Origin of the sequence: Burkholderia anthinoferrum (assembly GCF_002925705.1) — a bacterium.
GTDB classification, from domain to species: domain Bacteria; phylum Pseudomonadota; class Gammaproteobacteria; order Burkholderiales; family Burkholderiaceae; genus Burkholderia; species Burkholderia semiarida.
In genome coordinates this window covers 314,447-339,941 of the sequence record NZ_LFZP01000052.1, presented here as the reverse complement: position 1 = coordinate 339,941, position 25,495 = coordinate 314,447, and the positions used below count along the sequence as shown (strand labels likewise).

Annotated in this window: 21 protein-coding genes; 14 read left to right on the top strand and 7 right to left on the bottom strand. The window is 68.9% G+C overall.

Features of this window, described 5'->3' with window-relative positions; translation table 11 throughout:
* Nucleotides 1-68 precede the first annotated feature (68 nt).
* The 8 genes from C5F75_RS24160 (at nt 69) to C5F75_RS24125 (ending at nt 9,393) form a co-directional block, all read left to right on the top strand.
* Complete coding sequence (locus C5F75_RS24160) at nt 69-1,013, top strand: MurR/RpiR family transcriptional regulator (RefSeq protein ID WP_059639331.1); 945 nt, start codon at nt 69-71, stop codon at nt 1,011-1,013.
* Nucleotides 1,010-2,002 carry an isoaspartyl peptidase/L-asparaginase family protein gene (locus tag C5F75_RS24155; RefSeq protein WP_099317352.1) on the top strand — a complete coding sequence of 331 codons (993 nt, stop codon included), beginning with the start codon at nt 1,010-1,012 and terminating at the stop codon, nt 2,000-2,002. Before C5F75_RS24160 ends, C5F75_RS24155 begins: the two co-directional genes overlap by 4 nt.
* Nucleotides 2,003-2,028: 26 nt before the next feature.
* Nucleotides 2,029-3,933: a dipeptide ABC transporter ATP-binding protein gene (locus tag C5F75_RS24150; protein ID WP_104012824.1), complete on the top strand. Its 1,905-nt coding sequence runs from the start codon at nt 2,029-2,031 to the stop codon at nt 3,931-3,933.
* A gap of 102 nt (nt 3,934-4,035) precedes the next feature.
* On the top strand, nt 4,036-5,598 hold the full coding sequence (gsiB, locus tag C5F75_RS24145; RefSeq protein WP_060311085.1) for a glutathione ABC transporter substrate-binding protein GsiB: 1,563 nt from the start codon (nt 4,036-4,038) through the stop codon (nt 5,596-5,598).
* Nucleotides 5,599-5,665: 67 nt separating this feature from the next.
* Nucleotides 5,666-6,586 carry a glutathione ABC transporter permease GsiC gene (gsiC, locus tag C5F75_RS24140; RefSeq protein ID WP_059582267.1) on the top strand — a complete coding sequence of 307 codons (921 nt, stop codon included), beginning with the start codon at nt 5,666-5,668 and terminating at the stop codon, nt 6,584-6,586.
* Between the two features lie 7 nt (nt 6,587-6,593).
* The gene (gene gsiD, locus C5F75_RS24135) at nt 6,594-7,487 is read left to right on the top strand and encodes a glutathione ABC transporter permease GsiD (RefSeq protein ID WP_059582264.1); all 894 of its coding nucleotides are present in this window, start codon (nt 6,594-6,596) and stop codon (nt 7,485-7,487) included.
* Nucleotides 7,487-8,569 carry a DmpA family aminopeptidase gene (locus tag C5F75_RS24130; RefSeq protein WP_104012823.1) on the top strand — a complete coding sequence of 361 codons (1,083 nt, stop codon included), beginning with the start codon at nt 7,487-7,489 and terminating at the stop codon, nt 8,567-8,569. Before gsiD ends, C5F75_RS24130 begins: the two co-directional genes overlap by 1 nt.
* A complete protein-coding gene (locus C5F75_RS24125; RefSeq protein ID WP_104012822.1) occupies nt 8,566-9,393 on the top strand; it encodes a M55 family metallopeptidase in 828 nt (275 codons plus the stop codon). Before C5F75_RS24130 ends, C5F75_RS24125 begins: the two co-directional genes overlap by 4 nt.
* Before the next feature lie 35 nt (nt 9,394-9,428).
* Here C5F75_RS24125 and C5F75_RS24120 read toward each other — a convergent pair whose 3' ends face one another.
* Nucleotides 9,429-10,208, bottom strand: a complete 780-nt coding sequence (locus C5F75_RS24120) for an alpha/beta fold hydrolase (protein WP_099317357.1) — start codon at nt 10,206-10,208, stop codon at nt 9,429-9,431.
* Nucleotides 10,209-10,350: 142 nt separating this feature from the next.
* On the opposite strand from C5F75_RS24120, the gene C5F75_RS24115 reads away from it, so the two are divergent.
* Complete coding sequence (locus C5F75_RS24115; protein WP_060311081.1) at nt 10,351-11,130, top strand: AraC family transcriptional regulator; 780 nt, start codon at nt 10,351-10,353, stop codon at nt 11,128-11,130.
* Nucleotides 11,131-11,565: 435 nt separating this feature from the next.
* Here C5F75_RS24115 and pcaG read toward each other — a convergent pair whose 3' ends face one another.
* From pcaG to C5F75_RS24100, 3 genes are all read right to left on the bottom strand, one after another.
* Nucleotides 11,566-12,159 (bottom strand): protocatechuate 3,4-dioxygenase subunit alpha, encoded by a 594-nt coding sequence (gene pcaG / locus C5F75_RS24110; RefSeq protein ID WP_059639340.1) that lies wholly within the window; start codon nt 12,157-12,159, stop codon nt 11,566-11,568.
* A 3-nt stretch (nt 12,160-12,162) separates the two neighbouring features.
* Complete coding sequence (pcaH, locus tag C5F75_RS24105) at nt 12,163-12,870, bottom strand: protocatechuate 3,4-dioxygenase subunit beta (RefSeq protein ID WP_011547893.1); 708 nt, start codon at nt 12,868-12,870, stop codon at nt 12,163-12,165.
* A gap of 278 nt (nt 12,871-13,148) precedes the next feature.
* On the bottom strand, nt 13,149-13,733 hold the full coding sequence (locus C5F75_RS24100; protein WP_059639342.1) for a YiiX/YebB-like N1pC/P60 family cysteine hydrolase: 585 nt from the start codon (nt 13,731-13,733) through the stop codon (nt 13,149-13,151).
* A gap of 120 nt (nt 13,734-13,853) precedes the next feature.
* Between C5F75_RS24100 and C5F75_RS24095 the strand changes: the two genes are divergently transcribed.
* From C5F75_RS24095 to C5F75_RS24080, 4 genes are all read left to right on the top strand, one after another.
* Nucleotides 13,854-14,591, top strand: coding sequence for a helix-turn-helix domain-containing protein (locus tag C5F75_RS24095; RefSeq protein ID WP_059582244.1), 738 nt, complete (start codon nt 13,854-13,856; stop codon nt 14,589-14,591).
* Between the two features lie 76 nt (nt 14,592-14,667).
* Nucleotides 14,668-15,654, top strand: coding sequence for a pca operon transcription factor PcaQ (pcaQ, locus tag C5F75_RS24090; RefSeq protein ID WP_059639344.1), 987 nt, complete (start codon nt 14,668-14,670; stop codon nt 15,652-15,654).
* A 127-nt stretch (nt 15,655-15,781) separates the two neighbouring features.
* Nucleotides 15,782-16,141, top strand: coding sequence for a type II toxin-antitoxin system RelE/ParE family toxin (locus C5F75_RS24085; RefSeq protein ID WP_104012886.1), 360 nt, complete (start codon nt 15,782-15,784; stop codon nt 16,139-16,141).
* 74 nt (nt 16,142-16,215) lie between these two features.
* Nucleotides 16,216-16,512, top strand: a complete 297-nt coding sequence (locus C5F75_RS24080) for an XRE family transcriptional regulator (protein WP_006479223.1) — start codon at nt 16,216-16,218, stop codon at nt 16,510-16,512.
* Between the two features lie 87 nt (nt 16,513-16,599).
* Here C5F75_RS24080 and C5F75_RS24075 read toward each other — a convergent pair whose 3' ends face one another.
* From C5F75_RS24075 to C5F75_RS24060, 3 genes are all read right to left on the bottom strand, one after another.
* Nucleotides 16,600-17,874, bottom strand: a complete 1,275-nt coding sequence (locus C5F75_RS24075; protein ID WP_104012821.1) for an APC family permease — start codon at nt 17,872-17,874, stop codon at nt 16,600-16,602.
* 141 nt (nt 17,875-18,015) lie between these two features.
* Nucleotides 18,016-22,479 carry a DEAD/DEAH box helicase gene (locus tag C5F75_RS24070; RefSeq protein WP_104012820.1) on the bottom strand — a complete coding sequence of 1,488 codons (4,464 nt, stop codon included), beginning with the start codon at nt 22,477-22,479 and terminating at the stop codon, nt 18,016-18,018.
* 269 nt (nt 22,480-22,748) lie between these two features.
* Nucleotides 22,749-23,273 carry a metal-dependent hydrolase gene (locus tag C5F75_RS24060; protein WP_104012819.1) on the bottom strand — a complete coding sequence of 175 codons (525 nt, stop codon included), beginning with the start codon at nt 23,271-23,273 and terminating at the stop codon, nt 22,749-22,751.
* Between the two features lie 396 nt (nt 23,274-23,669).
* Between C5F75_RS24060 and ggt the strand changes: the two genes are divergently transcribed.
* A complete protein-coding gene (ggt, locus tag C5F75_RS24050) occupies nt 23,670-25,391 on the top strand; it encodes a gamma-glutamyltransferase (RefSeq protein WP_059582231.1) in 1,722 nt (573 codons plus the stop codon).
* Nucleotides 25,392-25,495: the final 104 nt, after the last annotated feature.

Below are 25,495 nucleotides of genomic sequence, written 5' to 3'. Positions count from 1 at the left end.
AATTTATTTTTTTCCGGCCATCAGATTGTGTAAATTCATTTTCATCGAACCTTGCAACAACCCTTCGCATGACGCCTCTCGTTCCGCCCGATGTCAGTCACGACGAACCTGCGATCGCCGAGCGGATCGCGTCGGCGATGCCGTTGATGACGCCGATTCACCGGCGCATGGGCGAATTCGTGCTGGCGAACCCGTTTCGCGCGGCGACGATGCGGATCGATGAACTCGCGCAGGCCGTGAACGCGTCGATCGCGACCGCGAACCGCTTCGCGAAGGCGCTCGGTTTCGACGGCTATCCGGCGATGCGCGCGGCGCTCGTGCGCGGCTTCGAGGCCACGCTCGGGCCGGTCGAGCGGCTGCGTTCGGCGCAGGAACAGGAGCCCGGCGTACGCGGCGCGGTCTGGATCGATGCGGTGTTCGACCAGGCTGTCGCCAACATCGAGAACACGCGCGCGCAACTGGATGCGGCCGACGTCGAGGCGGCGGTCGAGGCGATCGTCGGCGCGCGGCGCGTGCTGATTCTCGGCGCCGGGTCGAGCGCGTTTCTGACCGGATTGATGGAGCACGGACTGTCCGTCTGCCATGACAGCGTGCAGTCGCTCGCGCTGCTCGGCGGGCCATCGCATGCGGCGCGACGTCTGTACACCGCCGATTCGCGCGATCTCGTGATCGCGCTCGCGTTTCCGCGCTACGTGAAGGACACGATCGAGCTGGCCCGTCGTGCGGCCGCGCGCGGCGCGCGCGTGCTCGGCATCTCCGACGGCCCGCAATCGCCGCTCGCGCCGATCGCGTCGCTGAACCTGTACGTCAAGGCCGAGCGGCGCTTCGCGGCCACGTCGGAGGCCGCGGTGCTGACGATGATCGAGGCGCTGATCGACGCGGTCGCGCTGCGCACGCACCGGTCCGCGAAATCCGCCGCCGAGATGACCGAATTCCTGCTGCCGTGGCTCGTGCAGCCGCAAGCGGCGCTGCCGGCCGCCAACCCTTCTTCCCCCCGTCCGAAAAAATCATGACTTCACCCGCGATCGTCGCGATTCACGGCGGCGCAGGCACGATCCTGCGCGAAGCGATGGATACCGACACCGAACGTCGGTACCGCGCCGAACTCACCGCGATCCTGCAGGCCGCGCAACAGGTGCTGGCCGACGGCGGCAGCGCGCTCGACGCCGTCACCGTCGCGGTGCGGATGCTCGAGGATTGCCCGCTGTTCAACGCCGGGCGCGGCGCCGTGTATACGGCTGAAGGCAAGCACGAACTCGACGCGGCGGTCATGGACGGCGCGACGCTCGGCGCCGGCGCGATCTGCTGCGCGACCCGCGTGCGCAATCCGGTACTCGCCGCGCGGCGCGTGATGGAGGCGAGCGAGCACGTGCTGTTCGCCGGCGCGGGCGCCGACGCGTTCGCGGCCGCGCAGGGGCTCGAGCTCGTGGAACCCGGCTACTTCGACACCGAAGCGCGGCATGCGCAGTGGGTCAAGGCGCGCGCGGCGGCCGGCGCGATGCTCGATCACGATGCGGCGACGTTCGTGTTCGGCCAGTCGCAGCCGCAACCCGCCGAGCCGCTCGATCCGGACCGCAAGCACGGCACGGTCGGCGCGGTCGCGTGCGACGTGCATGGCCATATCGCGGCGGCGACGTCGACGGGCGGCATCACGAACAAGCAGCCGGGGCGCGTCGGCGATTCGCCGATCATCGGCGCCGGCTGCTATGCGGACGACGCGACCTGCGCGGTCTCGTCGACGGGCACCGGCGAGACGTTCATCCGGCTCGCGACCGCGCATGACGTGGCCGCGCAGATCGCGTATCGCGGCGCGTCGCTCGCCGACGCCGCGCACGACGTCGTGATGAACAAGCTGCCGCGCCTGGCGGGCCGCGGCGGGATCATCGCGGTCGACGCGCACGGCAACGTCGCGATGCCGTTCAACACCGAAGGGATGTACCGCGGCTACGCGCGCGTCGGGGACGCGCCGGTCGTCGGCATCTACCGCGACGACGCGGCCTGAAACCGGATCGCACGAGGAGATACGCGATGACTTCGAGCCGTAACCCGTCGGCCCTGGCGCTGCCCGAGCAGCGCGTGGTGGCCGTCGACGACCTGTCGGTCACGTTCCGCCGCGAAAGCGCGACGTTCGACGCGGTGCGCAACGTGTCGTTTCACGTCGATCGCGGCGAGACGCTCGCGATCGTCGGCGAATCGGGCTCCGGCAAGTCGGTCACGTCGCTCGCGCTGATGCGGCTCGTCGAGCACGGCGGCGGCGAGATTACGAGCGGACGCATCGCGTTCCGGCGCCGTGGCGGCGCGCTGGTCGATCTCGCGCAGGCCAGCGCCGCGACGATGCGCGGCATCCGCGGCGCGGACATCGCGATGATCTTCCAGGAGCCGATGACGTCGCTGAACCCGGTGTTTACGGTCGGCGACCAGATCAGCGAGGCGATCGCGCTGCACCAGTCGAAGAGCGCGGCCGAAGCCCGCGCGGAAGCGCTGCGGCTGCTCGATCTCGTGCGCATCCCGGAAGCGCGCCGCGTGTTCGCGCGCTATCCGCACCAACTGTCGGGCGGGATGCGGCAGCGCGTGATGATCGCGATGGCGCTGTCGTGCCGCCCCGCGCTGCTGATCGCCGACGAGCCCACGACCGCGCTCGACGTGACGATCCAGGCGCAGATCCTGCAACTGATCCGCGGGCTGCAGGACGAAATGAACATGGGCGTGATCTTCATCACGCACGACATGGGCGTGGTGGCCGAAGTGGCCGACCGCGTGCTCGTGATGTATCGGGGCGAGAAGGTCGAGGAGGGCGAGTCGGACCGCATCTTCGCGACGCCCGCGCATCGCTACACGCGGGCGCTGCTCGCGGCCGTGCCGCGGCTCGGCTCGATGCAGGGCACCGACGCACCGGAGAAATTCCCGCTGCTGAAGGTGGACGGCACGAGCGCGACGGTCGCGGCCCCGACCACGGCGTCCGCCGCGAACGACGCGCAGCCGCTCGTCGATCACGCCGCGCCGCCGATCCTGCGCGTGCGCGATCTCGTCACGCGCTTTCCGGTGAAGAGCGGCGTGTTCGGCCGCGTGTCGCAGTACGTGCATGCGGTGGAGCGCGTGAGCTTCGAGCTGCGCGCGGGCGAGACGCTCGCGCTCGTCGGCGAATCGGGCTGCGGCAAGTCGACCACCGGCCGCTCGCTGTTGCGCCTCGTCGAATCGCAGAGCGGCTCGATCGAATTCGACGGTCGCGACATCAGCGCAATGAAGGGGCATGACCTGCAGGCGCTGCGGCGGAACATCCAGTTCATCTTCCAGGACCCGTTCGCGTCGCTGAACCCGCGCCTGACCGTCGGCTTCTCGATCATGGAGCCGCTGCTCGTGCACGGCGTCGCGAGCGGCCGTGAAGCGCAGGCGCGCGTCGACTGGCTGCTCGACAAGGTCGGCCTGCCGCCGGAAGCCGCGCGCCGCTATCCGCACGAATTCTCGGGCGGCCAGCGTCAGCGGATCGCGATCGCGCGCGCGCTCGCGCTGAACCCGAAGGTCGTGATCGCCGACGAGTCGGTGTCGGCGCTCGACGTGTCGGTGCAGGCACAGATCGTCAACCTGATGCTCGACCTGCAGCGCGAACTCGGCGTCGCGTACCTGTTCATCTCGCACGACATGGCGGTTGTCGAGCGCATCAGCCATCGCGTCGCGGTGATGTATCTCGGCCAGATCGTCGAGATCGGCCCGCGCCGCGCGGTGTTCGAGGCGCCGCAGCACCCGTACACGAAGAAGCTGATGAGCGCGGTGCCGGTCGCCGACCCCGCGCGTCGGCATGCGCCGCGCCAGCTCGCGGCCGACGAGATTCCGAGCCCGATCCGCGCGGTCGGCGACGAGCCGCTCGTCGCGCCGCTCGTCGCGGTCGGCCCCGATCATTACGTCGCGACGCATCGCGTCGGCGGCGCGTATTGAGTAGTGGAGTCGTGCGTTGCGATGACGGCGCACGAACCGGCAGGCAGTCGAAACCGAAACGCCCGTGAGGCGTCACCGATTCACCGATAGGAGCCCAGCAACATGAACAAGCAGCATCCGTTTCCGATGTTTCGTCCGCGCGCATGCTTCGTCGCGCTCGCCGGCGCGTTCGCGCTGTCGGCCGCGCTGCCCGCGTTCGCGCAGCAGACCGCGGTGATGGCGGTGGATTCGACCTTCACGACGATGGACCCGTACGACGCGAACGACACGGTGTCGCAGGCCGTCGTCAAGTCGTTCTACCAGGGGCTGTTCGGCTTCGACAAGGACATGAAGCTCGTCAACGTGCTCGCGACCGGCTACGAAGCCAGCCCCGACGCGAAGACGTACACGATCAAGCTGCGCTCGGGCGTGAAGTTCCACGACGGCACCGATTTCAACGCGGCGGCCGTGAAGGCGAACTTCGACCGCGTGACCGATCCCGCGAACCACCTGAAGCGCTACAACATGTTCCGCGTGATCGAGAAGACCGAGGCCGTCGATCCGACCACGGTGAAGGTCACGCTGCGCGAGCCGTTCTCGGCGTTCATCAACACGCTCGCGCACCCGTCGGCCGTGATGATTTCGCCGGCCGCGCTGAAGAAGTGGGGCCGCGACATCGCGCTGCATCCGGTCGGCACCGGCCCGTTCGAGTTCGTCGAGTGGAAGCAGACCGACGATCTGAAGGTGAAGAAGTTCGCCGGCTACTGGAAGAAGGGCTATCCGAAGATCGACGCGATCGACTGGAAGCCGGTGGTCGACAACAACACGCGCGCGGCGCTGATGAAGACGGGCGAAGCCGATTTCGCGTTCCGCATTCCGTTCGAGCAGGCGGCCGACCTGAAGAGCAACCCGAAGGTCGACGTCGTCGAGCGGCCGTCGATCGTGCAGCGCTACGTGTCGCTGAACATGCTGCAAAAGCCGTTCGACAACCCGAAGGTGCGCCAGGCGCTGAACTACGCGGTGAACAAGGAAGCGCTCGCGAAGGTCGCATTCTCCGGTTTCGCGACGCCGTCGACCGGCGTGGTGCCGCAGGGCGTCGATTACGCGACGAAGCTCGGGCCCTGGCCGTACGACCCGGCGAAGGCGCGGGCGCTGCTGAAGGAAGCCGGCTACCCGAACGGCTTCGAGACGACGCTGTGGTCCGCGTATAACAACTCGACGTCGCAGAAGGCGATCCAGTTCGTGCAGCAGCAGCTCGCGCAGGTCGGCGTGAAGGTGCAGGTGCAGGCGCTGGAAGCCGGCGAACGCGTCGCGAAGGTCGAGAGCGCGCCCGATCCGGCGAAGGCGCCGGTGCGGATGTACTACATCGGCTGGTCGTCGTCGACGGGCGAGGCGAACTGGGCGATCACGCCGCTGCTGGCCGGCGCGTCGGCGCCGCCGAAGCTCGTCAACACCGCGTACTACAAGAACGACGCGGTCGACGGCGATCTGACCAAGGCGCTCGAGACGGTCGACCGCACGAAGAAGGCCGAGTTGTACGCCGATGCGCAGAAGCAGATCTGGGCCGATGCGCCGTGGATCTTCCTCGTGCAGGAGAAGATCGTGTATGCGCGCAGCAAGCGGCTGCAGGGCGCATACGTGATGCCGGACGGTTCGTTCAACTTCGACGAGATCTCGGTGAAATGACGGCGGCTTGCCCGCCACGCAGTGCCGGCGGCGTAAGCCGCCGGTGCGCTGATTCGATCGGTGTCCCATGCTGAATTTCCTCGTCAAACGCCTGTTCGGCCTGCTGCCCACGCTCGCGATCGTCGCGGTGCTGGTGTTCCTGTTCGTGCATCTGCTGCCGGGCGACCCGGCGCGGCTCGCGGCCGGCCCCGAAGCCGACGAGGCGACCGTCGCGCTCGTGCGCGCCGATCTCGGGCTCGACCGGCCGCTGCCCGCGCAATTCGCGCGCTTCTTCGCGAAGATCGCGCACGGCGATTTCGGTGTGTCGACGCGCAGCAAGCGGCCGGTGTCGACCGAGATCGGCGAGCGCTTCATGCCGACGCTGCTGCTCACGCTCGTCAGCATGGTGTGGTCCACGCTGTTCGGCATGGCGATCGGCATTGCGTCGGCGGTCTGGCGCAATCGCTGGCCCGACCGACTCGGGATGACGCTCGCGGTGTCGGGCATCTCGTTTCCCGCGTTCGCGCTCGGCATGCTGCTGATGGAGATCTTCTCGGTGAAGCTCGGCTGGCTGCCGGTCGTGCCGGACGGCACGTGGAAGAGCTACGTGCTGCCGTCGCTGACGCTCGGCGCCGCGGTCGCGGCGGTGATGGCGCGCTTCACGCGCGCGTCGTTCGTCGAGGTGCTGAACGAGGATTTCGTGCGCACCGCGCGCGCGAAGGGCGTGCACGAGCCGATGGTCGTGCTCAAGCACTGCCTGCGCAACGCGATGATCCCGGTCGTCACGATGATGGGGCTGCAGTTCGGCTTCCTGCTCGGCGGCTCGATCGTCGTCGAGGCCGTGTTCAACTGGCCGGGGCTCGGGCGCCTGCTCGTCGACGCGGTGACGATGCGCGACTACCCGGTGATCCAGGCGATCGTCCTGCTGTTCTCGCTGGAATTCATCCTGATCAACCTGACCGTCGACGTGCTGTACGCGGTCATCAACCCGACCATCCGGTTCAAGTGAGGCGCGCATGAACGCGACTGTCCAGCCCGCGGCGCCGGCCGCACCGACCGCGATCCGCACGCCGTGGCGCGAATTCTGGCGCAAGTTCCGCAAGCAGACCATCGCGCTCGTCGCGGGCGGCTTCGTGCTGGCGCTCGTCGTGCTCGCGTTCGTCGGCCCGCACATCGTGCCGTTCGATCCGGAAAACTATTTCGACTACGACGCGCTGAACGCGGGGCCGTCGGCCGTGCACTGGTTCGGCGTCGACTCGCTCGGCCGCGACATCTTCAGCCGGATCGTCGCGGGCACGCGCATCTCGCTCGCGGCCGGCTTCTTCTCGGTGGCGCTCGGCGCGGTGATCGGCACGTTCTTCGGGCTGCTTGCCGGCTATTACGAAGGCTGGTGGGACCGCATCACGATGCGCGTGGCCGACGTGCTGTTCGCGTTCCCGGGCATCCTGCTCGCGATCGGCGTGGTCGCGATCCTCGGCAACGGGATGATCAACGTGATCTGCGCGGTCGCGATCTTCAGCATTCCGGCGTTCGCGCGGCTCGTGCGCGGCAACACGCTGATGCTCAAGCACATGACCTACGTCGAGGCCGCGCGCAGCATCGGCGCATCGGACTGGACGATCATCATGCGGCACATCCTGCCGGGCACCGTGTCGTCGGTCGTCGTCTACTTCACGATGCGCATCGGCACGTCGATCATCACGGCCGCGAGCCTGTCGTTCCTCGGGCTCGGCGCGCAGCCGCCGACGCCGGAGTGGGGCGCGATGCTCAACGAGGCGCGCGCGGACATGGTGACGGCGCCGCACATCGCGGTGTTCCCGAGCCTCGCGATTTTCCTCACCGTGCTCGCGTTCAACCTGCTCGGCGACGGGCTGCGCGACGCGCTCGACCCGAAGCTGGAGCGCCGTTGATGCGGGCTGCATCGATGTGGGCGGCGACGCTGCCGGCCGGGCCGCGCGGCACGATCGCCGACGTGCCGGGCGTGACCGTCGGCCATTGCACGCTCGATGCCGGCAGCGTGCAGACGGGCGTGACCGTCGTAAAGCCGCATCCGGGCGACGTGTACCGCGCCAAGGTGCCGGCCGGGGCGGCCGTGATCAACGGTTTCGGCAAGAGCGTCGGGCTCGTGCAGGTCGACGAACTCGGCACGCTCGATACGCCGATCGCGCTGACCAATACGTTCGGCGTCGGCGCGGTCGCCCATGCGCAGATTCGCGCGGCGATCGCGGCGAATCCGCGGATCGGCCGCGACTGGCCGACCGTCAATCCGCTCGTGTTCGAGTGCAACGACGGTTACCTGAACGACATCCAGGCCTTCGCGGTCACCGCCGCGCATTACGACGACGCGTGCCGCGCGGCATCGCGGGACGTCGCACGCGGCGCGGTGGGCGCCGGGCGCGGGATGTCGTGCTTCGACCTGAAAGGCGGGATCGGTTCCGCGTCGCGCGTGGCCGTCGCGGCCGGCCGGCCGTATACGGTGGGCGCGCTCGTGCTCGCGAATTTCGGCCGGCTGTCGATGCTGACGCTCGGCGGCGTGCCGCTCGGGCGCATCGTCGCGCAACGGCGCGCGGCCGAAGACGCGCACGCTGCGCCGCCCGAGCAGGGCTCGATCATCCTGCTGCTGGCCACCGATGCGCCGCTCGACGCGCGGCAACTGTCGCGGCTCGCGCGCCGCGCGGGGGCCGGACTGGCCCGTACGGGCTCCGTCTACGGGCATGGCAGCGGCGACATCGCGCTTGCCTTCTCGACCGCGTACACGATTGCGCATGACGCGTCGACGATCGCGCTGCCGGCCCTCGTCGCCGATGCGGCGCTCGATCCGCTGTTCATGGCCGCGGCCGAAAGCGTCGAGCACGCGATCGCCGACGCGTTGCTGCAGGCGGTGACGGTCGCCGGACGAGACGGCCACGTGCGGCAATCGCTGCGCGACGCGGTGCCCGATCTCGACCGCTTGTTCAACGAAGATAACGAAGGGCATCCGACCCAGTCATGAAGATCCTGATCTCGACCGACATCGAGGGTGTCGCCGGCGTATTCGCCGCCGAGCAGACGCGTGCCGGCAATCCGGAATACGAACGCGCACGCCGCTGGATGACCGCCGAGGCGAACGCGGCGATCGAAGGTGCGTTCGCTGGCGGCGCGCAGGCCGTCTGGGTCAACGACTCGCACGGCGGCTTTCGCAACCTGCTGCCCGACGGGCTCGATGCGCGGGCGCGTGTCGTGCTCGGCAAGCCGCGTACGCTCGGCATGATGACGGGCCTCGAACAGCAGCCCGATCTCGTATTCATGATCGGCTATCACGCGAAATCGCAGACGCGCGGCGTGCTCGCGCACACGATCAACAGCTTTGCATTCACGCAGGTGTGGCTGAACGGCGTCGAGCTCGGCGAAGCCGGGCTGTACGGCGCGCTGGCGCGGGAATACGGCGCGCACGTCGCGCTCGCGACCGGCGACGACGTATTCGCCGACGAAACGCAGCCGCTGTTTCCGGACGCGCGTTTCGAGACGGTCAAGACGGCCGGCGGCGCATCGAGCGGCGAGACGCTCACGCCGTCCGCGTCGTGCGCGCGCATCGCGGCCGCGGCGCGCGAAGCGGTCGCGCGGGCGCTGTCGGCCGGCGTGCGCGCCGGCGCGCATCGGCCCGCGCCGGCCGCGTGCACGCTGCGCGTGCAGACGGCCGCGCTCGCCGACCTGTTCTGCGTGCTGCCGTCGCTCGAACGCGTCGATGCGGTGACGCTGCGCTTCGACGGGCCATCGGTCGAGCACACGGTGCGCACGCTGAACAGCCTGTCGGCGATGTCGTTCATGCTGCGCTGATGCGTGCCGCGACGATGCCGCCGGCGCGCGGCCGGTCAGCCGATCGCGACGGGGCGGGCCGTTGCGGCGAGCAGGAATGCTTCCATCGCCGCGACCAGTGCGAGCGGGGTTTCGTTCATCGGATAGTGGCCCGCGTTGCGCAGCACGTCGACGCTGGCGAGCGGATAGCGTCGCAGATAGGTGCGGGCCATCAGCGCCGCGTCGAACGCCGGATCGTGCTCGCCGATCAGTACCTTGACCGGATGGATGCCCGTGATGTCTCCGCTGAAATCCGTATCGGCCCACGCGCGGAAGTACGCGCCGAATGCCCGCGCCGACGAACAGGCGGCCGAATACGCGGCTTTCCACTCGATCCAGGCGGCGGGCAGCCGGTTGCCGGTGCTGCGGTCGATGATGGTGCGGCGATCGGCGAGGTGGTCGGCAGCGCGCTCGAATAGCGCGCGTCGCGCGGCGTCGAACGGCAGACCGCCGCACGGGACGGGCGCGATCGGCACCAGCGCGCGCACGCGGTCGGGCGCGAGGGCGGCGATCTTCTCGATCGCCATGCCGCCCATCGAATGGCCGACCAGACTGAAGGTCGGGAAGCTGAGCGCGTCGGCGAGCGCGAGCGTGTCGGCGGCGATCTCGTCGATCGTGTAGTTGCCGCGGGCGTCGCGCATGCGGCCGTAGCCTCGGTAGTCCATGAAGACATAGCTGAAGTGCTCGCGCGACAGCCACGCCTCGAGAGGTTCGAACGCGCGGGCGTCGCCGAACCAGCCGTGCAGCACGAGAACAGGGTGGGGGCCGTCCCCCACGCGATGAAACGTATTCGGCATGTCCGCTCCGATGAGGTTGCCCGCCGGCCGATCCGGCCGGCGGGTGTTGCGGCCGAGAGGTCGCGCAACGGTGGAGCGGATCGTAGATCGTTCGAAGGCGACCCGCCTTCGATATCGGGTCATTGATGATGGAATTCGGGCCGTGAGAAATACGCTGCTAGATCCTTACGAACACATTCCCCGGAGCGTGGTCGTGACCGCCAACGACTTTGCGGCGGGCATGACGTTTCCGGAGCACGCGCACGTGCGCGGGCAATTCGCGTTCGCGTCGCGCGGCACGATCAGCGTGTCGACGCCGCACGGCCGATGGCTGGTGCCGCCGCAGCGCGCGTGCTGGGTGCCGGCCGGCGTGCGGCACGAAATGACGATGACCGGGCCGGTCACGATGCTCAACGCATTCGTGACCGTCGACGCCGCGCAGGCGGCCGGGCTGCCCACCCAGTGCGGCGTGTATGGCGTGTCGCCGCTGCTGCGGCAACTGATCGACGATGCGATCGATTTGCCGGCCATGTACGACGTCGACGGTCGCGCGGGCAAGCTGATGGATCTGCTGGTTGCGGAAATCGCGACGATGCCGCGCCTGTCGCTGCATGCGCCGCTGCCGGCCGACGCGCGGCTGGCGAAGGTGTGCCGGCACCTGTTCGCGGCGCCGTCGATCGCGGCTGATCTCGACCGCGTCGCGGCCGACGCGGGCGTGAGCCGGCGCACGTTCACGCGGCAGTTCCGTGCGCAGACGGGTGTGAGTTTCGCCGCGTGGCGCCAGCAGGTGTGCATGCTCGCGGCGATTGCCCGCCTGACCGACGGGCAGCCGGTGACGCGCGTCGCGCTCGATCTCGGCTATGCGAGCGCGAGCGCGTTCACGTCGGCGTTTCGCCGCATTCTGGGCGACACGCCGAGCCGTTATCTGGAGATTCGTCGCTAGGATTCGGCACAGGCCACGCGCTTGCGTGGGCCGCCGCGCCAAAAAAATACGCGTCCGCCAACTTCGGCCAGACGCGTTCAAAGGCACTCTGTCTGAAAAAATGCGCGGGCCGCCTGCCGGGCAGCGTCGCGCATCATCCCTGTCATTGTTTCTTCGTACGATTCAATTCTGTCGGCTCGTTGCAGATAACGAAGCATACGCCGCATAACGCGCAAACGATATCGTGTCGCCCACATGATTGATGTGCTGTCGCAGCATGCGTTTCGATCGCATGTTCGATCTCGGCACGGGAAGCCAATGACGCCAGGCGTCCGCAGCCACCGTGCATCACGACGCGGCGCATCATCGAAGGCGGCCCAAAACGCCGTGTGGCGCGATGCCGGTCGGTATCGCGCCACACGGCGGTGCGGTGGCAGGCGAAGCCTGCCGCATGCGTCAAACGTCGAAGAATACGGTTTCTTCCGGCCCCTGCATGCGGATGTCGAAGCGGTAGACGACCGGGCGGCCCGGCTGCGCGTCGCGTTTCGCGACGAGCGTCGCGCGGCGCTCCGCCGGCACCGCGTTCAGCACGGGGTCGACCGCGTTCGCGGCGGCTTCGTCGTCGAAGTACACGCGGGTGAACGCATGCGTGAGGATGCCGCGCATCATCACCGTCACGTTGATGTGCGGCGCCTCGTCTGCGGCGAGGCGGCCCGGCTTCACCGTCTCGACGACGAAGCGCTGCTGCGGATCGGTGCCCGTGCCGACCCGCGCGAAGCCCGTGAAGCCGGATTTCGCGACGTCGTCGCGCGACGCGGGGTAGCGGCCGGCGGCGTCCACCTGCGTGAATTCGAGCACCGCGTCGCCCACGACGTTGCCGTCGCCGTCGAATACCTGCCCGACCAGCAGCACATGCTCGCCTTCGGCGTGCGCGGCAGCGATCGTCGGCGTGAACAGGCTTTTCAGGTCGTAGCCGTATTGCTGCGGACACAGGCCGTACGCGAAGTACGGGCCGACCGTCTGCGAAGGGGTTTGCTTCAGCGTCGTCATGGTTCAGCGCTCCATCGGGGTGGCGTCGCGGCCGCGCAGCACGATGTCGAATTCGTAGCCGAGCGCATAGCCTTCTTCGGTAATGTCCATCGAGAAGCGCGAGATCAGGCGCTCGCGCGCGGCTTCCGGCGTGCCCTGGAAGATCGGGTCGTACGCGAGCAGCGGATCGCCGGGGAAGTACATCTGCGTGACGAGACGCGAGCCGAAGTAATCGCCGAACAGCGAGAAGTGGATGTGATTCGGGCGCCACGCGTTCGGATGGTTGCCCCACGGATACGCGCCGGGCTTGATCGTCAGGAAGCGGTAGCGGCCTTCGTCGTCGGTCAGGCAGCGGCCGGCGCCGAGGAAGTTCGGATCGAGCGGCGCGTCGTGCTGGTCGACCTTGTGCACGTAGCGGCCGGCCGCGTTGGCTTGCCACACCTCGACGAGCGTATTGCGCACGGGCTTGCCGCCTTCGTCGAGCACGCGACCGGTGACGACCATCCGCTCGCCCAGCGGCTCGCCGTTCTTCACGGCGTTCTTCGTCAGGTCGTGGTCGAGCGCGCCGAGATCTTCCGCGCCGTAGACGGGCGCGTACTGGTCGCGCAGCTTCTCCTTCAGCGGAATCAGCGGGCGGGTCGGGCCGCGCTTCACGGACGAACGGTACTCGGGGTGAACATAGGCCGGATGCGACGGCCAGTCGCGCGGCGTGAGGATCGTGGGGGAATCCATCGGGCGTCTCCTGTCAGGTTTTTTCGCGAAGTGGATGGCACGACTTTAGCCAATCCGGAAAGTTATGCAAAATGACCTTTTTTCGCGAATCGCATAACGGTTCGTTATGTACTTCCCCACAATGAAAATTCCGCCGGACAGAAAGCCTGTCCGGCGGAAAAAAGCGATCGGGCTTCGCGTCGTCGGCGACGACCCCGTGCACGGCCCTCCAGCCAGCCCGTCACTGTTTTTTGTCGTTCGTTCTCGTTGTTATCCGGTCTCCCCGAGCGTGCCCGTCGTCATGGACGGCCGGGATCGAGCACGATCCCGTCGAATTCGAGCGCCAGCGCGCCGCTGCGCAGCAGGGCCGCGGGTGTCGCCGCGTGGCCGGCGCCGAGCACCTCGGTCACGTACCGCGAGCAGAAGCCACGCCGCGCCCGCGGGTTGAAGCGACTGCCGAGCAGCGCATCGATCCGCTGTTCGGCCAGCGCATGCGCGTGGCGCTGCGCGTCGGCCGACGCCGCCGCGACGCGGCGCGCCAGTGCGATGCGTCCGCCGTCGGTACGGGCGACGAAGCGCGACAGCGGCGTGAGCTTCGTCCACGCGAACGCCGCCGGCTCGGCGATCACCGGTTCGGCGCCCGACGTATCGACGACGATGCCGAAGCGATTGGCCCAAGTGCCCGATGTTTCGACCGAACCGTTCGCACCGGCGGCGGCGTCCGGCGCACCGGCCGGCACGCGGATGAACACCAGATCGCCGACATGCGCGCCGGCGGCCAGCGTGCGCACGGTGGCGAGCGGCATCGCGCGATCGGTGCCGCGCGCATCGCGCAGTGCGGTGTGGTGCGGTTCGTAGGCCGCGGTGTCGATTCGGGTGGTCATTTCGGCTCCGTCGTTGCGTGACAGGACGGAGCGGATTATGCGGACAAGTAACCAAAAGTGCTGATGTGGATGCGCGAGTGGCCTAATATTCGACCTCGAGCATCATTTTTCGATACCGCCATGACCGAGACCGCCCAACTCATCGAAACGCTGAAGCGCCAGTTGAAGGCGCAGGGCATGACTTACCGGGACGTCGCGCGTGCGCTCGACGTCTCCGAGACGAGCGTGAAGCGGCTGTTCGCGAGCGGCCGCTTCACGCTGGAGCGCGTCGTGGAGATCGCGCAATTGCTCGGCTATACGCTCGCCGAGCTCGTGCAGGAGGCGTCGGCGTCCGCGCCGCGCCTGCGCGTGCTGACCGAGCAGCAGGAGGCGTTGCTGGTGTCGGACGAGAAGCTGCTGCTCGTCGCCGTTTGCGCGATCAACTACTGGACCGTGCAGGACATCGTGTCGGCCTACCGCCTCACGCAGGCCGAGTGCGTGAAATACCTGCTGATGCTCGACCGGATGAACGTGATCGCGCTGCTGCCCGGCGACCGGATTCGCGTGCGCGTCGCGCGCGATTTCGACTGGCTGCCGGGCGGGCCGATTCGCCGCTACTTCCATGCGCACGTGCTCGACGATTTTCTGGGCAGCCGCTTCGACGGCCCGGGCGAGACGATGACGTTCCTGCAAGGGATGCTGACGGATGCTGCCGCCGCGGAGCTCGAACAGGAACTGCGGCGGCTTGCCAGCAAGGCGGCGGCGCTGCATGCGGAGTCGTCGTCCGCGCCGCTCGGGCAGAAGCACGGCACGGCGCTGCTGATCGCGAAACGGATCTGGGAGCCGACCGGATTCCACGCGCTGCGGCGTCATGCCTGACGTCGCCGGAAAGCTTGGGCCTTTCCGGGAAGTTATGCAAAATGGCGATTCATCGTCATTCGCATAACCATCCGTTATGAACAACCGTATCGCCGACGGCCGCGTCAAATTCCGTCACCTGCAGTGTTTTCTCGCGGTCGCGCAGCTCGGCGGCGTGCAGAAGGCGGCCGAAAGCCTGTCGATCACGCAACCGGCCGTGTCGAAGACGATCGCCGAACTGGAGACGATCCTCGGCGTGAAGCTGTTCGAGCGCGGCCGGCACGGCGCGCAGCCGACCCGCGAGGCGCAACTGTTCATGCCGCACGCGAACGCGTGCGTGCTGGCGCTGCGGCAGGGCGTCGGACTGCTGGCACGCGAGGGCGGCGCCGCCGCCGCGACGCTGGAAATCGGCATGCTGCCGACCGTCGCGGCCTCGCTCGCGCCGGCCTTGATGAAGGCGCTGACCGCACGCTGGCCGCGCATCGTCGTGCGGATCGCGACGGCCGCGAACGCCGACTTGCTGGAGCGCCTGAAATCCGGGGCGATCGAATGCGCGATCGGGCGGCTGTCGGAGCCCGAACGGATGATCGGGCTCGCGTTCGAGCAGTTGTACAACGAGCCGCTCGCCGCGGTCGTGCGCGCCGGCCATCCGCTGCTCGCGAGCGCGGCGCCGGCCACCGAGCTCGCACGCTATCCGGTCGTGCTGCCGCCGTTCGGCACGTTGATCCGCCAGTCCGCCGAGCAACTGCTCGGCGCATGCGGCGCGCCGCCGCTCGATTCCTTCATCGAGGTGCTGTCGGTATCGGTCGCGCGCGCGCTGGCGCTCGAGAACGACGCGGTCTGGTTCGTGCCGCTCTATGCGGCGGAATACGATCTGTCGGCCGGCGCGCTGGCGCGCCTGCCGCTACCGTCGGCGGGCACCGACGAGCCGGTCGGGCTCGTGCTGCGCACCGATGCGCAGCCGTCGCCCGTCGCGCGGACGCTGATCGATGCGGTGCGCGACATCGCGCGGTCGCGGTTCGGCGATGCGCGAGCGCCTCGGGCGCCACGCGCGGCGCGCAAGCCCGTTCGCGGCAAGCGTTGATCCATCGGGCCTGGCGACGCGCCGGACCCGATCTCCCTTGTTGCCGCGGGATCGGCCATCCGGTCAGTAGCCGTCATCGGGGTGCTTGGCATATCGTACCGTTTTTGATACGATGGACGACAAGACGATGGCGAGACAGCAGATTCAGGTCACGCTCGGCGTGCGGTTCTTCCGGACGGCTCGCGGCAACGAGCCGGTGCGCGAATGGCTCAACGCGCTCGGGCAAGCGGAGCGAAGGGCGATTGGCGAAGAGATCAAGACCGTTCAACTCGGCTGGCCGCTCGGCATGCCGCTGGTCCGGAAGATGGCGAAGGATCTATGGGAGATCCGCGTGACGGTGCCGGGGCGAAGCGCACGCGTGCTGTTCACGGTCGTCGGCGACACGATGGTGCTGCTGCACGGCTTCTTCAAGCAGTCGCGGGCCACGCCGTCGGACGATCTCGACGTCACCGTCGCGCGCCTGAAAACGCTGACGCGCGCCATTTGAATTCCCCGGTTGCGCCGGAACGCACCGTCCCCGACGGTCGGGCAGCCGGCAACGCCATGCACCAGGAGTACGACATGACGACCACGAACAATCCGTATATCGGCAGCGATTTCGACGCCTTCCTCGAAGCGGACGGCAACCTCGAAGCGGCCACCGCCACCGCGATCAAGCGCGTGATCGCGTGGCAGATCGGGCAGGAAATGAAGGCGCAGCACATCACGAAAACGGCGATGGCCGCGCGGATGAAAACCAGCCGCGCCGCGCTCAACCGGCTGCTCGACGAAACCGACACGAGCCTCACGCTGGCGACGCTCGCGAGCGCGGCCGCCGCGCTCGGCAAACGGCTCAGCTTCGAGCTCGTGCCGGCCTGAGCGGCGCGAACGAACGGCGCGCGGCCGGATCGACGCGATCGTTCACGCGGCGAGTTGTCGAGCGCCGGCCCGCGTGCGCATGCCGGGTCATCGACGCGCTCGGGTGATCCGCAGATACAGCAACGCGCCGCCCGCGAGCAGCAGCGGGCACAGGAAATACCATCCGGTCGTCACGAACAGCCCGGCCACCGCAATCAGCGAAATCCACGCGCAGCGGTACGCGATCCCGCCACGCGGCAGCAGCTTCAGCGCGGCCGCCGCGCCGAGCCCGTACACCATCACGAAACATCCGGACGTCACGAGCACGAGCGGCTTCGGCCCGACGTCGGACAGCGTCGTGGCGGCCAGCGCGATGGCCGCGAGCGCGGCAATCACGCCGAGGCTGCGGCGCGGCACGCCGCCGACCTGGCTGCCCTGCGCGAGCCACGCAGGCAGCGCGCCGTCGCGTCCGAGCGCCGCGCCGAGCTTTGCCGCGCCGGCAAAATACGCGTTCATCGTGCCCAGCGTGAGCAGCAGCGCGGCGGCCGCCGCGAGCACCTGCGCATGGCCGCCGATGCCGCCCGCGATCAGTTCGGCGAGCGGCGCGCCCGATGCGCCCGCGGAAGGCCCGAGCACCGTCACGCTCGCGGCGGCGACCGACAGATACAGGAACCCGACGACCACGACCGCGATGCCGGCCGAACGCGGCATGTCGTGCGCGGGCCGGCGGAATTCGGCCGCGAGATGCGTGATCGCTTCCCAGCCGGCGAAGCTCCATACGAGCAGCGCGGCGGCCTGGCCGACCGCGAGCCAGCCGTGCGGGGCGAACGGATACAGGTTCGCGGTGCGCGCATACGGCGCGGATGCGAGCACTGCGGCGAGCAGCAGCGCGACGAGCAGCGCCGACAACACGAGTTGCATGCGGCCCGACACGGTGACGCCGAATGCGTTCGCGGCCGATACGACGGCGATCAGCGCGGCCGCCGTGACGATGATCGTCGTGTGTCCGCCGCCCGTGACAGCGGCGACGTAGGCACCGCCGAACATTGCCGCGGCCGGCGCGCCGGCCGGCACCGCGAAATAGAAGCACCAGCCGACGACGGCCGCGGCCTTCGGGCCGAATGCGCGCCGCGCGTAGGTCGACACGCCGCCCGCATCGGGATAGCGCGCGCCGAGTGCGGCGAAGGTGGCCGCGAGCGGCCCGGACAGCACGACGAGCGCGGCCCACGCGAGCAGCGAGGCCGGCCCCGCCACGTCGGCGGCGAGCGCGGGGAGCGCGATCACGCCGGTGCCGAGCACCGCGCCGATATAGAGCGCGGCGCCCTGGAAAATGGTCAGCGAACCCGCGTGACGGGCAGCGGGCGAATCGGCATGCGAACGCATGAGCGGCAGTCTCCGGAAGGTCTTGTTTTGTGTGGGCGACGCGCGGAAGTTCGCGCGGTCGATCGTTCGATGCTACCCGAACGAGGGTGCCCGCGCGGCGCGGCGATCAGTAGTCGGGTGCCGCGTGCGTGTCAGCCGATGTCAGCAGGAACGCGCGAGCCGCAAGCGCGCCTCCTCGCGCGCGGCGGGCGACAGGTCGGGCGCGTAGTGGAACGTACCCGATACCAGCGATGCGACGGGCACGCCGTCGCGGAACAGCACGCGATTGCCGGCCAGCGCCGGTACCTTGTCGCCGGGCAACAGCGTGCCGGCGAGATTCAGCGGATCGGCGCCCGTCACGCAGATGTACTGTCCGTCGCCCGGTTGCCGCCGCAGTTCGCGCAGAATCGGGATGGCCTCGGGCAGCGCGAATTGCTCGCCCGCGAGCCCGGCGACGAAGCGTCCGCCGCGAATCTCGCCGCGTGCTTCGAGGCGCTGCAGCACGCGCACGAGTTCGCGCCAGCTCGGCAGCCAGTCGGCTTCGCGTTCGAGCAATCGCCAGAACACGACGCCGTAGCGGCGCAGCAGCGTCCATACGATATGTTCGAGCGCGTCCGGATCGGTCGTGGCGAGGCCGCGTTTCGCCGCGGGCGCCTCGCCGTCGGGCCGCGGATGACGCTGCACGAGCGCCCAGCGGCCCGCGTCGTCCATCCCGCCGATCAGTGCGCCGCCGCGCCGCGTGCGCGGCGCATAAGTCGCGCTGCGCTTGACGGCCGGCTTCAGCAGCGCGCGCAGGCCCGCGTAGCTGTCCGCATTCACGAGGCCGGCCGACACGAGTTCGCCGAGCGCCTGTTCGAGTTCGACGGGCAGCATGTGCAAGTCGTCGAGCAGCGCGTCGAAGAACATCGCGCCATGCGCGGCGAGCGCATCGCGCACTTGCGTGGCGCGTGCGGACAGCGTCGGTTGCGCATCGGGATCGCGCAGCGCCTGCCATGCAGCGAGATGGCGGCGCGGCAGCAGCACGATCGGCGTCGTCTTCACGGGCGTGCCGGCCGCGCGCGCCGGCGCGCCGATGCGCGTCCACACCAGCTTGCCCGAGCGGCACAGTTCGTCGAGGCCGCCCGCCGTGTAGTCGGTGAGCCGCGCGGGCAGCAGCGCGTCTTCCCACGCGCTCGCCGCCGCCTCGTAGCCTTCGAGCTGTTCGACCACGGCCGCCAGCGCGTCGCGGCCGGCGCCGCGCGTGTCGGGTGCCAGATGTTGCCAGTGGAACAGGAAGCGCATGAAATCGGCGCGTTCGACCGGCTCGATCTCGCGGCGCAGCCGCTTCACCGTATAGCGATGAATGCGCGCGAGCAGGTGGCGTTCGCACCATTCGTCGGTCGTCGCGCCCGGCGTGAAGCGGCCGCGCATCACGTAGCCTTCGCGCTCCAGCGCCGCGAGCGCCGTCGCGATCGACGCGGGCGGCAGGCCGAGCGGCGCGGCGATCGCATCCAGCGTCAGCGGCCCGAAGCCGGTGAGCCGCGCGCGGATCACGTCGACGAGCGCCGCATCGGCTTCCCACGGCTGCGCGCACGCGGCCGGCACCTTGAGCGTGGGTGTCGCGCGGGCGTCGGGATGCAGCGCGCGCAGGCAGACGAGCCGCTCGACCGGCACCCACAGCGCGGCACCGCCCGGCGTCGCGAGTTTCGTCGCGCGGCGGCGTTCCGCGAGTTCCGCGAGTCGCTCGGGCCAGCCCGCGTGCGCGTGTGCCTCGCCGTCGGTCACGCACGCGAGGGTGAGCAGTGCGTCGTGCATTTCGTCGGCGTCGCGCACGAGCGGCCACGCTTCCTCGCGCACCGCGTCGATTGCGTCGGCGTCGAGCGCGCCGAGATCGTCGGCCGATTCGGGATCGCTCCAGCGGCGCGACTGCACGGCCTGCGTGCGGCGTTCCTCGAGCGGCGCATCGTCGAGGAACGCGTAGGGCTTCGCGTTCAGGATCTCGGCCGCGAGCGGCGACGGTGCGGGCAAGTCGCGCGCGACGAGCTCGATCGCGCCGCTTTCGATCCGGCGCAGCAGCGCGAGCCAGCCGTCGGTGTCCATTGCGTCGTGCAGGCAATCGTCGAGCGTCTGGTCGACGAGCGGGTGATGCGGAATCTCGCGTTCGCCGACGATGTTCTCGAGGCACGCGACCTGATCGGGGAACACCGTCGCGAGCAGGTCGTCGCTCTTCATCCGCTGCAGTTGCGGCGCGGTGCGCCGGCCGCCGGTGAAGCGCGGCAGCGCGAGCGCGGTGGTCGCGTTCCAGCGCCAGCGCACGCCGAACATCGGCGCGTCGAGCAGCGCCTGGATCAGCACGTGTTCGGCGCTGGCCGAACGCAGGTAGCGCCACACTTCGTCGAGCGCGAAGCTGTGCGCGAGCGACAGCGACAGGATGATCGCGTCGTCGGTCGCGGCGGCCTGCAGTTCGAAGTTGAAGCTGCGGCAGAAGCGCTTGCGCAGCGCGAGCCCCCAGGCACGGTTGATCCGGCTGCCGAACGGCGAATGGATCACGAGCTGCGTGCCGCCCGATTCGTCGAAGAAGCGCTCCATCACGAGCGTGTCCTGCGTCGGCAATGCGCCGAGCGCGGCGCGGGTGCGGGCGAGGTAGTCGGCGATCTGGCGCGCGGCGTCGGGCGACAGCCGGAGATCGTCGACGAGCCAGCGCAATGCGGGCGCGAGGCGGCTGTCGCTGGGGGCGAGCGCGGTGGCGGTTGAGGCTTGTGCGTCGGCTTCCGCTTTCGCATTGCTCACCGTGTTGCCGCCCGCGCGCTTGCGCCCGGCGGCGCCGGCCTGCCGGTCGCCTTCGGCGAACAGCGCGTCGAGCCGCGCGCGCAGCCGGCCGACCGCCGCCGACAACTCGTCACTGCGCCCGAGTCCTTCGCCGAGCCAGAACGGAATGCCCGGCGATTGACCGTGCGCGTCCTCCACGCGCACGCGGCCCGTTTCCACGCGAATGATCCGGTACGACTGATTGCCGAGCTGGAACACGTCGCCGGCCAGGCTCTCGACCGCGAAATCCTCGTTGACGGTGCCGACCTGGATGCCCTGCGGTTCGAGCAGCACCGCGTAGTCGGCCATGTCGGGGATCGTGCCGCCGGAGGTGGTCGCGGTCATCATCGCGTTGCGGCGGCCGCGCACCGTGCCGCCGACCACGTCGCGGTGCAGGTACGCGCCGCGCACGCCGCGACGGCTCGTGAATCCCTCGGCGAGCATCTTCATCACTTCGTCGAAGCGTTCGCGCGTCAGCCGCGCATACGGCGCGGCGCGCGTGAAGCTCGCATACAGCGCGTCCTCCTGCCACTCCGTGCACGCGACTTCGGCGACGATCTGCTGCGCGAGCACGTCGAGCGGCGCTTCCGGAATCCGCAGCGCATCGAGTTCGCCGCGTTGCACGCAGTCGAGCAGCGCCGCGCATTCCACCAGCTCGTCGCGCGACAGCGGAAAGAGCCGCCCCTTCGGCACGCCGCCGACATGGTGCCCCGAGCGGCCGACGCGCTGCAGGAACGGCGCGATGCCGCGCGGCGAGCCGACCTGGCAGACGAGATCGACGTCGCCGATATCGATGCCGAGTTCGAGCGACGCGGTCGCGACGAGCAGCTTCAGTTCGCCGCGCTTCAGGCGCTGCTCGGCGTCGAAGCGGTGCTCCTTCGCGAGACTGCCGTGATGCGCGGCGATCGCGTCCTTGCCGAGCCGGTCGGCGAGATGGCGCGCCATGCGCTCGGCCGTGCGCCGCGTGTTGACGAACACCAGCGTCGTGCGATGCGCGGCCGCGAGCCCGGCGATGCGGTCGTACACCTGTTCCCATACGTCGGTCGCCATCACCGGTTCGAGCGGCACGTTCGGCAGTTCGAGCGCGAGATCGCGCTCGCGCGTGTGGCCGGTGTCGACGATCGCGCAGTCGCGCGGCGCGTCGGCCGGCCCGCCGACGAGAAAGCGCGCGACCGCGTCGATCGGCTTTTGCGTGGCCGACAGCCCGATGCGCGGCAGCGCGCGGCCGACCAGCGCGTCGAGGCGCTCGAGCGACAGCGCGAGATGGCTGCCGCGCTTGGACGACGCAAGCGCATGGATTTCGTCGACGATGACCGAGCGCACGTTCGACAGCATCTGCCGCCCCGACGTGGACGACAGCAGCACGTACAGCGATTCGGGTGTCGTGACGAGGATGTGCGGCGCGCGCTTGCGCAGCGCGGCGCGCTCGGCCTGCGTCGTGTCGCCGGTGCGTACCGCGGTGCGGATCGCCGGCACCGGTAGGCCGAGCTGCGCGAGCGATTCGGCGATGCCGGCGAGCGGCGCGTCGAGGTTCACGTGGATGTCGTTCGACAGCGCCTTCAGCGGCGATACGTAGACGACCAGCGTCGCGTCGGGCAGCGTGCCGTCGTGCGCGAGCGCATCGCGCACCAGCTCGTCGAGCGCGCACAGGAACGCGGTGAGCGTCTTGCCCGAGCCGGTCGGCGCGGCGACGAGCGTCGAGCGGCCGGCCTTGATGTGCGGCCACGCGAGCGCCTGCGCGCCGGTCGGCGCGGCGAACGTGCGCGTGAACCACGCGGCGACGGCCGGGTGGAACACGTCGAGCGCACGGGCGGCGGGGTGGGGAGCTGTGACGTCCATCGGAGCGTTGAAATAGGGTGCGAGCGTGCGGACACATCGCACGCGAATCGAATCGTCAGTGTGCCAGACGCCGCGCGGGCGTGCGGGGCATGCGTACCGACCATTCCAATGCAGATGGGGGCCTGCACCGCGCTTTCAATGGACGGAAAGTTGCGTGCCCGTCGGCACGCCGAGCGCGCGCTGAATTGTGTCGAATTGCAACTTGGGGGCGAGCCCCACGGCTGAATTTTCCGAAACACGGGAACGTGCGTTACCAGCGCGAACCGTCCCTAGACGCGATGCAGCCAGCCGAGCCAGTGTTGGACCAGCGGCGCACGCGACCACAGCGACTGCGCGAGCCACAGCGTGCCGCCCCATGCGGCGACCATGACGATCAGGTCGCAATGTCCGCTGTTCCACAGGTTCAGCGAATGGCGCCGCCAGATCCACGGTACGCCGAGCGGATTGGGCCAGTCGGCGAGCAGATGCATCACGCCACCGCAGGCGAAGCCGAACAGCGGCGCGGCCCACGTCGGATGCGGATGATGGACGAGCCCGTGCCACCCGAGCGCGAGCAGCGCAATCCACCCGATACCCCAGTGCGTGATGGTGCGATGCGTGATCCACAGCCGGCGCTTGCGGGTCCACCAGGCGACTTCGAGCCAGTCGGGCGCGGTGCCGCCCGCGACGCCCGCCGCGAACGCGGCAAGCATGCCCGAGTGCCACGGGCCGGTCGCGCCGGTTTGCGCGACGAGGATGGCGGCGGCGACGCCGGCTGCGAAGCCGGATGCGTGATGCGCATTGTGTGATGCCATAGGGAGCGAGACGAAGAAACGTGAAGCGGCGCGTGCACGAAACGATGATGCGGCGCGCACGCGGGGCGCTATCTTCGCAGATCGAACTGTGCAGCGGGCCGCTGGTTCGCAGATTTTTTCGCACCCGCTGCGGGGCCGGCCGCCCGGTTCGCAACTTTCGGTTTTGTGGACTGCGCGCCGGCGCGCGTCGCCGACGATGCCGAACGATTCGCGGGCGCGTCGCGGCGCCGCAACGTGACCGCGCGCGCAATCGGCACGCTTTCGTCGCACGTCACGTGTTCGACCCTTTTTGTCCCCCTATACTACGAAGCCGGCATATGGCCGTCGGCGCGCTGGCGGCCATCCACGGATCAGGTGCTTTTCCTGCCTGAAGGAGATCCACATGGGGGACATGCAATGACTACGCTGAATCGCTTCAAATCATCCGCCGCCGTGTTGGCGACGGTGGCCGGCATCGGCTTCCTGCCGAACGCGCCGGCCTACGCGAAAGGGCCGCAGCCCGCGGTCCTGACGAGTTCCGCGGTGGCGGTGGCCGACAAGTACAGCGCGGATGCCGCGGAGCGGATCTTCAAGGAGGGCGGCAATGCGATCGACGCGGCCGTCGCGATCGCGTTCACGCTCGCCGTCACGTACCCGGAAGCCGGCAACATCGGCGGCGGCGGCTTCATGACGATCTACAAGGACGGCAAGCCGTACTTCATCGATTACCGCGAGCGCGCGCCGCTCGCTGCGACGAAGGACATGTACCTCGACAAGGACGGCAACGTCGTCAAGGGCATGAGCCTGTACGGCCCGCGCGCGGTCGGCGTGCCGGGCACGGTGGCGGGCATGTGGGAAGCGCAGAAGCGCTTCGGCAAGCTGAAGTGGAAGCAGGTGCTCGCGCCGGCGATCCACTATGCGCGCGACGGCTTCGTCGTCGATGAGCAACTGGCGCAGCGCGGCGTCGACGCGTCGAAGGAATTCGGCGGCAAGACCAATTTCGACAAGTACTTCTCCGGGCTGAAGGCCGGCGCGAACTTCAAGCAGCCCGATCTCGCCGACGTGCTGACGCGCATCGCGGACGGCGGCGCGGAGGGTTTCTACAAGGGCAAGACGGCCGAGCTGATCGCCGCGTCGATGAAGACCGGCGACGGCAACGGGCTGATCACGACCGAGGATCTCGCGCAGTACCGCGCGGTGTGGCGCCAGCCGGTGCAGGCGAAGTGGAACGGCTACGACGTGATCACCGCGCCGCCCCCGAGTTCCGGCGGCATCGGCCTCGTGCAGTTGCTGAAGATGAAGGCCGATCTCAAGCAGGACTTCGAGGGCGTGAAGCTCAACTCGCCGCAGTACATCCATCTCGTCGCGGAAATCGAGAAGCGCGTGTTCGCCGACCGGGCGCAGTATCTCGGCGATCCCGACTTCTACAAGGTGCCGATCGCGCAGTTGACCGACGACGCATACATCGCGAAGCGCGCGGCCGAAGTCAACCCGAAAGAGCCGTCGGATACCAAGAGCGTGCAGCCGGGCCTCGGCACGACGATGCCGGAGAAGGCCGAAACGACGCACTTCTCGGTGGTCGACAAATGGGGCAACGCGGTGTCGAACACGTACACGATCAACGGCTATTTCGGCTCGGGCGTGATCGCCGACGGCACGGGCATCGTGCTGAACGACGAGATGGATGACTTCTCCGCGAAGCCGGGTGTCGCGAACATGTTCGGCGTGGTCGGCAGCGACGCGAACGCGATCGAACCGAGGAAGCGTCCGCTGTCGTCGATGTCGCCGACGATCATGACGAAGGACGGCAAGGTGTCGCTCGTGATCGGCACGCCGGGCGGCTCGCGCATCTTCACGTCGATCTTCCAGGTGATCAACAACATCTACGACTTCAAGATGCCGTTGAAGGAGGCGGTCGGCGCGATGCGATTCCATCACCAATTGCTGCCGCCGAACACGATCTTCTGGGAGCCGTACCACCCGATCGAAGGCGAACTCGCGAAGCAGATCGAGGCGCGCGGCTATACGCTGAAGGGGCAGGATTTCAGCGGCGACATCCAGGTCATCAAGATCGACGGCAAGACGCCGGAAGCGATGGCCGATCCGCGCGGGCGGGGCGTGACGCGGATCATTCGTTGAGGTGACGTTGACGTGAAGCGATGCGTGCGCGTCGGCGAAAGCGGCCGCGTACGCCGTTCGGCAGCCGGTGTGTCGACCCGGCTGCCGATTTTTTAGCTGGTCGT

Coding starts and splice junctions, on each gene's coding strand:
- C5F75_RS24080 (WP_006479223.1), top strand. CDS start 16,216: ATGACGACCACGAACAATCCGTATATCGGCAGCGATTTCGACGCCTTC.
- C5F75_RS24085 (WP_104012886.1), top strand. CDS start 15,782: ATGGCGAGACAGCAGATTCAGGTCACGCTCGGCGTGCGGTTCTTCCGG.
- C5F75_RS24060 (WP_104012819.1), bottom strand. CDS start 23,273: ATGGCATCACACAATGCGCATCACGCATCCGGCTTCGCAGCCGGCGTC.
- pcaQ (WP_059639344.1), top strand. CDS start 14,668: ATGAACAACCGTATCGCCGACGGCCGCGTCAAATTCCGTCACCTGCAG.
- C5F75_RS24160 (WP_059639331.1), top strand. CDS start 69: ATGACGCCTCTCGTTCCGCCCGATGTCAGTCACGACGAACCTGCGATC.
- C5F75_RS24070 (WP_104012820.1), bottom strand. CDS start 22,479: ATGGACGTCACAGCTCCCCACCCCGCCGCCCGTGCGCTCGACGTGTTC.
- C5F75_RS24120 (WP_099317357.1), bottom strand. CDS start 10,208: ATGCCGAATACGTTTCATCGCGTGGGGGACGGCCCCCACCCTGTTCTC.
- pcaH (WP_011547893.1), bottom strand. CDS start 12,870: ATGGATTCCCCCACGATCCTCACGCCGCGCGACTGGCCGTCGCATCCG.
- C5F75_RS24155 (WP_099317352.1), top strand. CDS start 1,010: ATGACTTCACCCGCGATCGTCGCGATTCACGGCGGCGCAGGCACGATC.
- ggt (WP_059582231.1), top strand. CDS start 23,670: ATGACTACGCTGAATCGCTTCAAATCATCCGCCGCCGTGTTGGCGACG.
- C5F75_RS24075 (WP_104012821.1), bottom strand. CDS start 17,874: ATGCGTTCGCATGCCGATTCGCCCGCTGCCCGTCACGCGGGTTCGCTG.
- gsiB (WP_060311085.1), top strand. CDS start 4,036: ATGAACAAGCAGCATCCGTTTCCGATGTTTCGTCCGCGCGCATGCTTC.
- C5F75_RS24125 (WP_104012822.1), top strand. CDS start 8,566: ATGAAGATCCTGATCTCGACCGACATCGAGGGTGTCGCCGGCGTATTC.
- C5F75_RS24100 (WP_059639342.1), bottom strand. CDS start 13,733: ATGACCACCCGAATCGACACCGCGGCCTACGAACCGCACCACACCGCA.
- gsiD (WP_059582264.1), top strand. CDS start 6,594: ATGAACGCGACTGTCCAGCCCGCGGCGCCGGCCGCACCGACCGCGATC.
- C5F75_RS24130 (WP_104012823.1), top strand. CDS start 7,487: ATGCGGGCTGCATCGATGTGGGCGGCGACGCTGCCGGCCGGGCCGCGC.
- C5F75_RS24095 (WP_059582244.1), top strand. CDS start 13,854: ATGACCGAGACCGCCCAACTCATCGAAACGCTGAAGCGCCAGTTGAAG.
- pcaG (WP_059639340.1), bottom strand. CDS start 12,159: ATGACGACGCTGAAGCAAACCCCTTCGCAGACGGTCGGCCCGTACTTC.
- C5F75_RS24150 (WP_104012824.1), top strand. CDS start 2,029: ATGACTTCGAGCCGTAACCCGTCGGCCCTGGCGCTGCCCGAGCAGCGC.
- gsiC (WP_059582267.1), top strand. CDS start 5,666: ATGCTGAATTTCCTCGTCAAACGCCTGTTCGGCCTGCTGCCCACGCTC.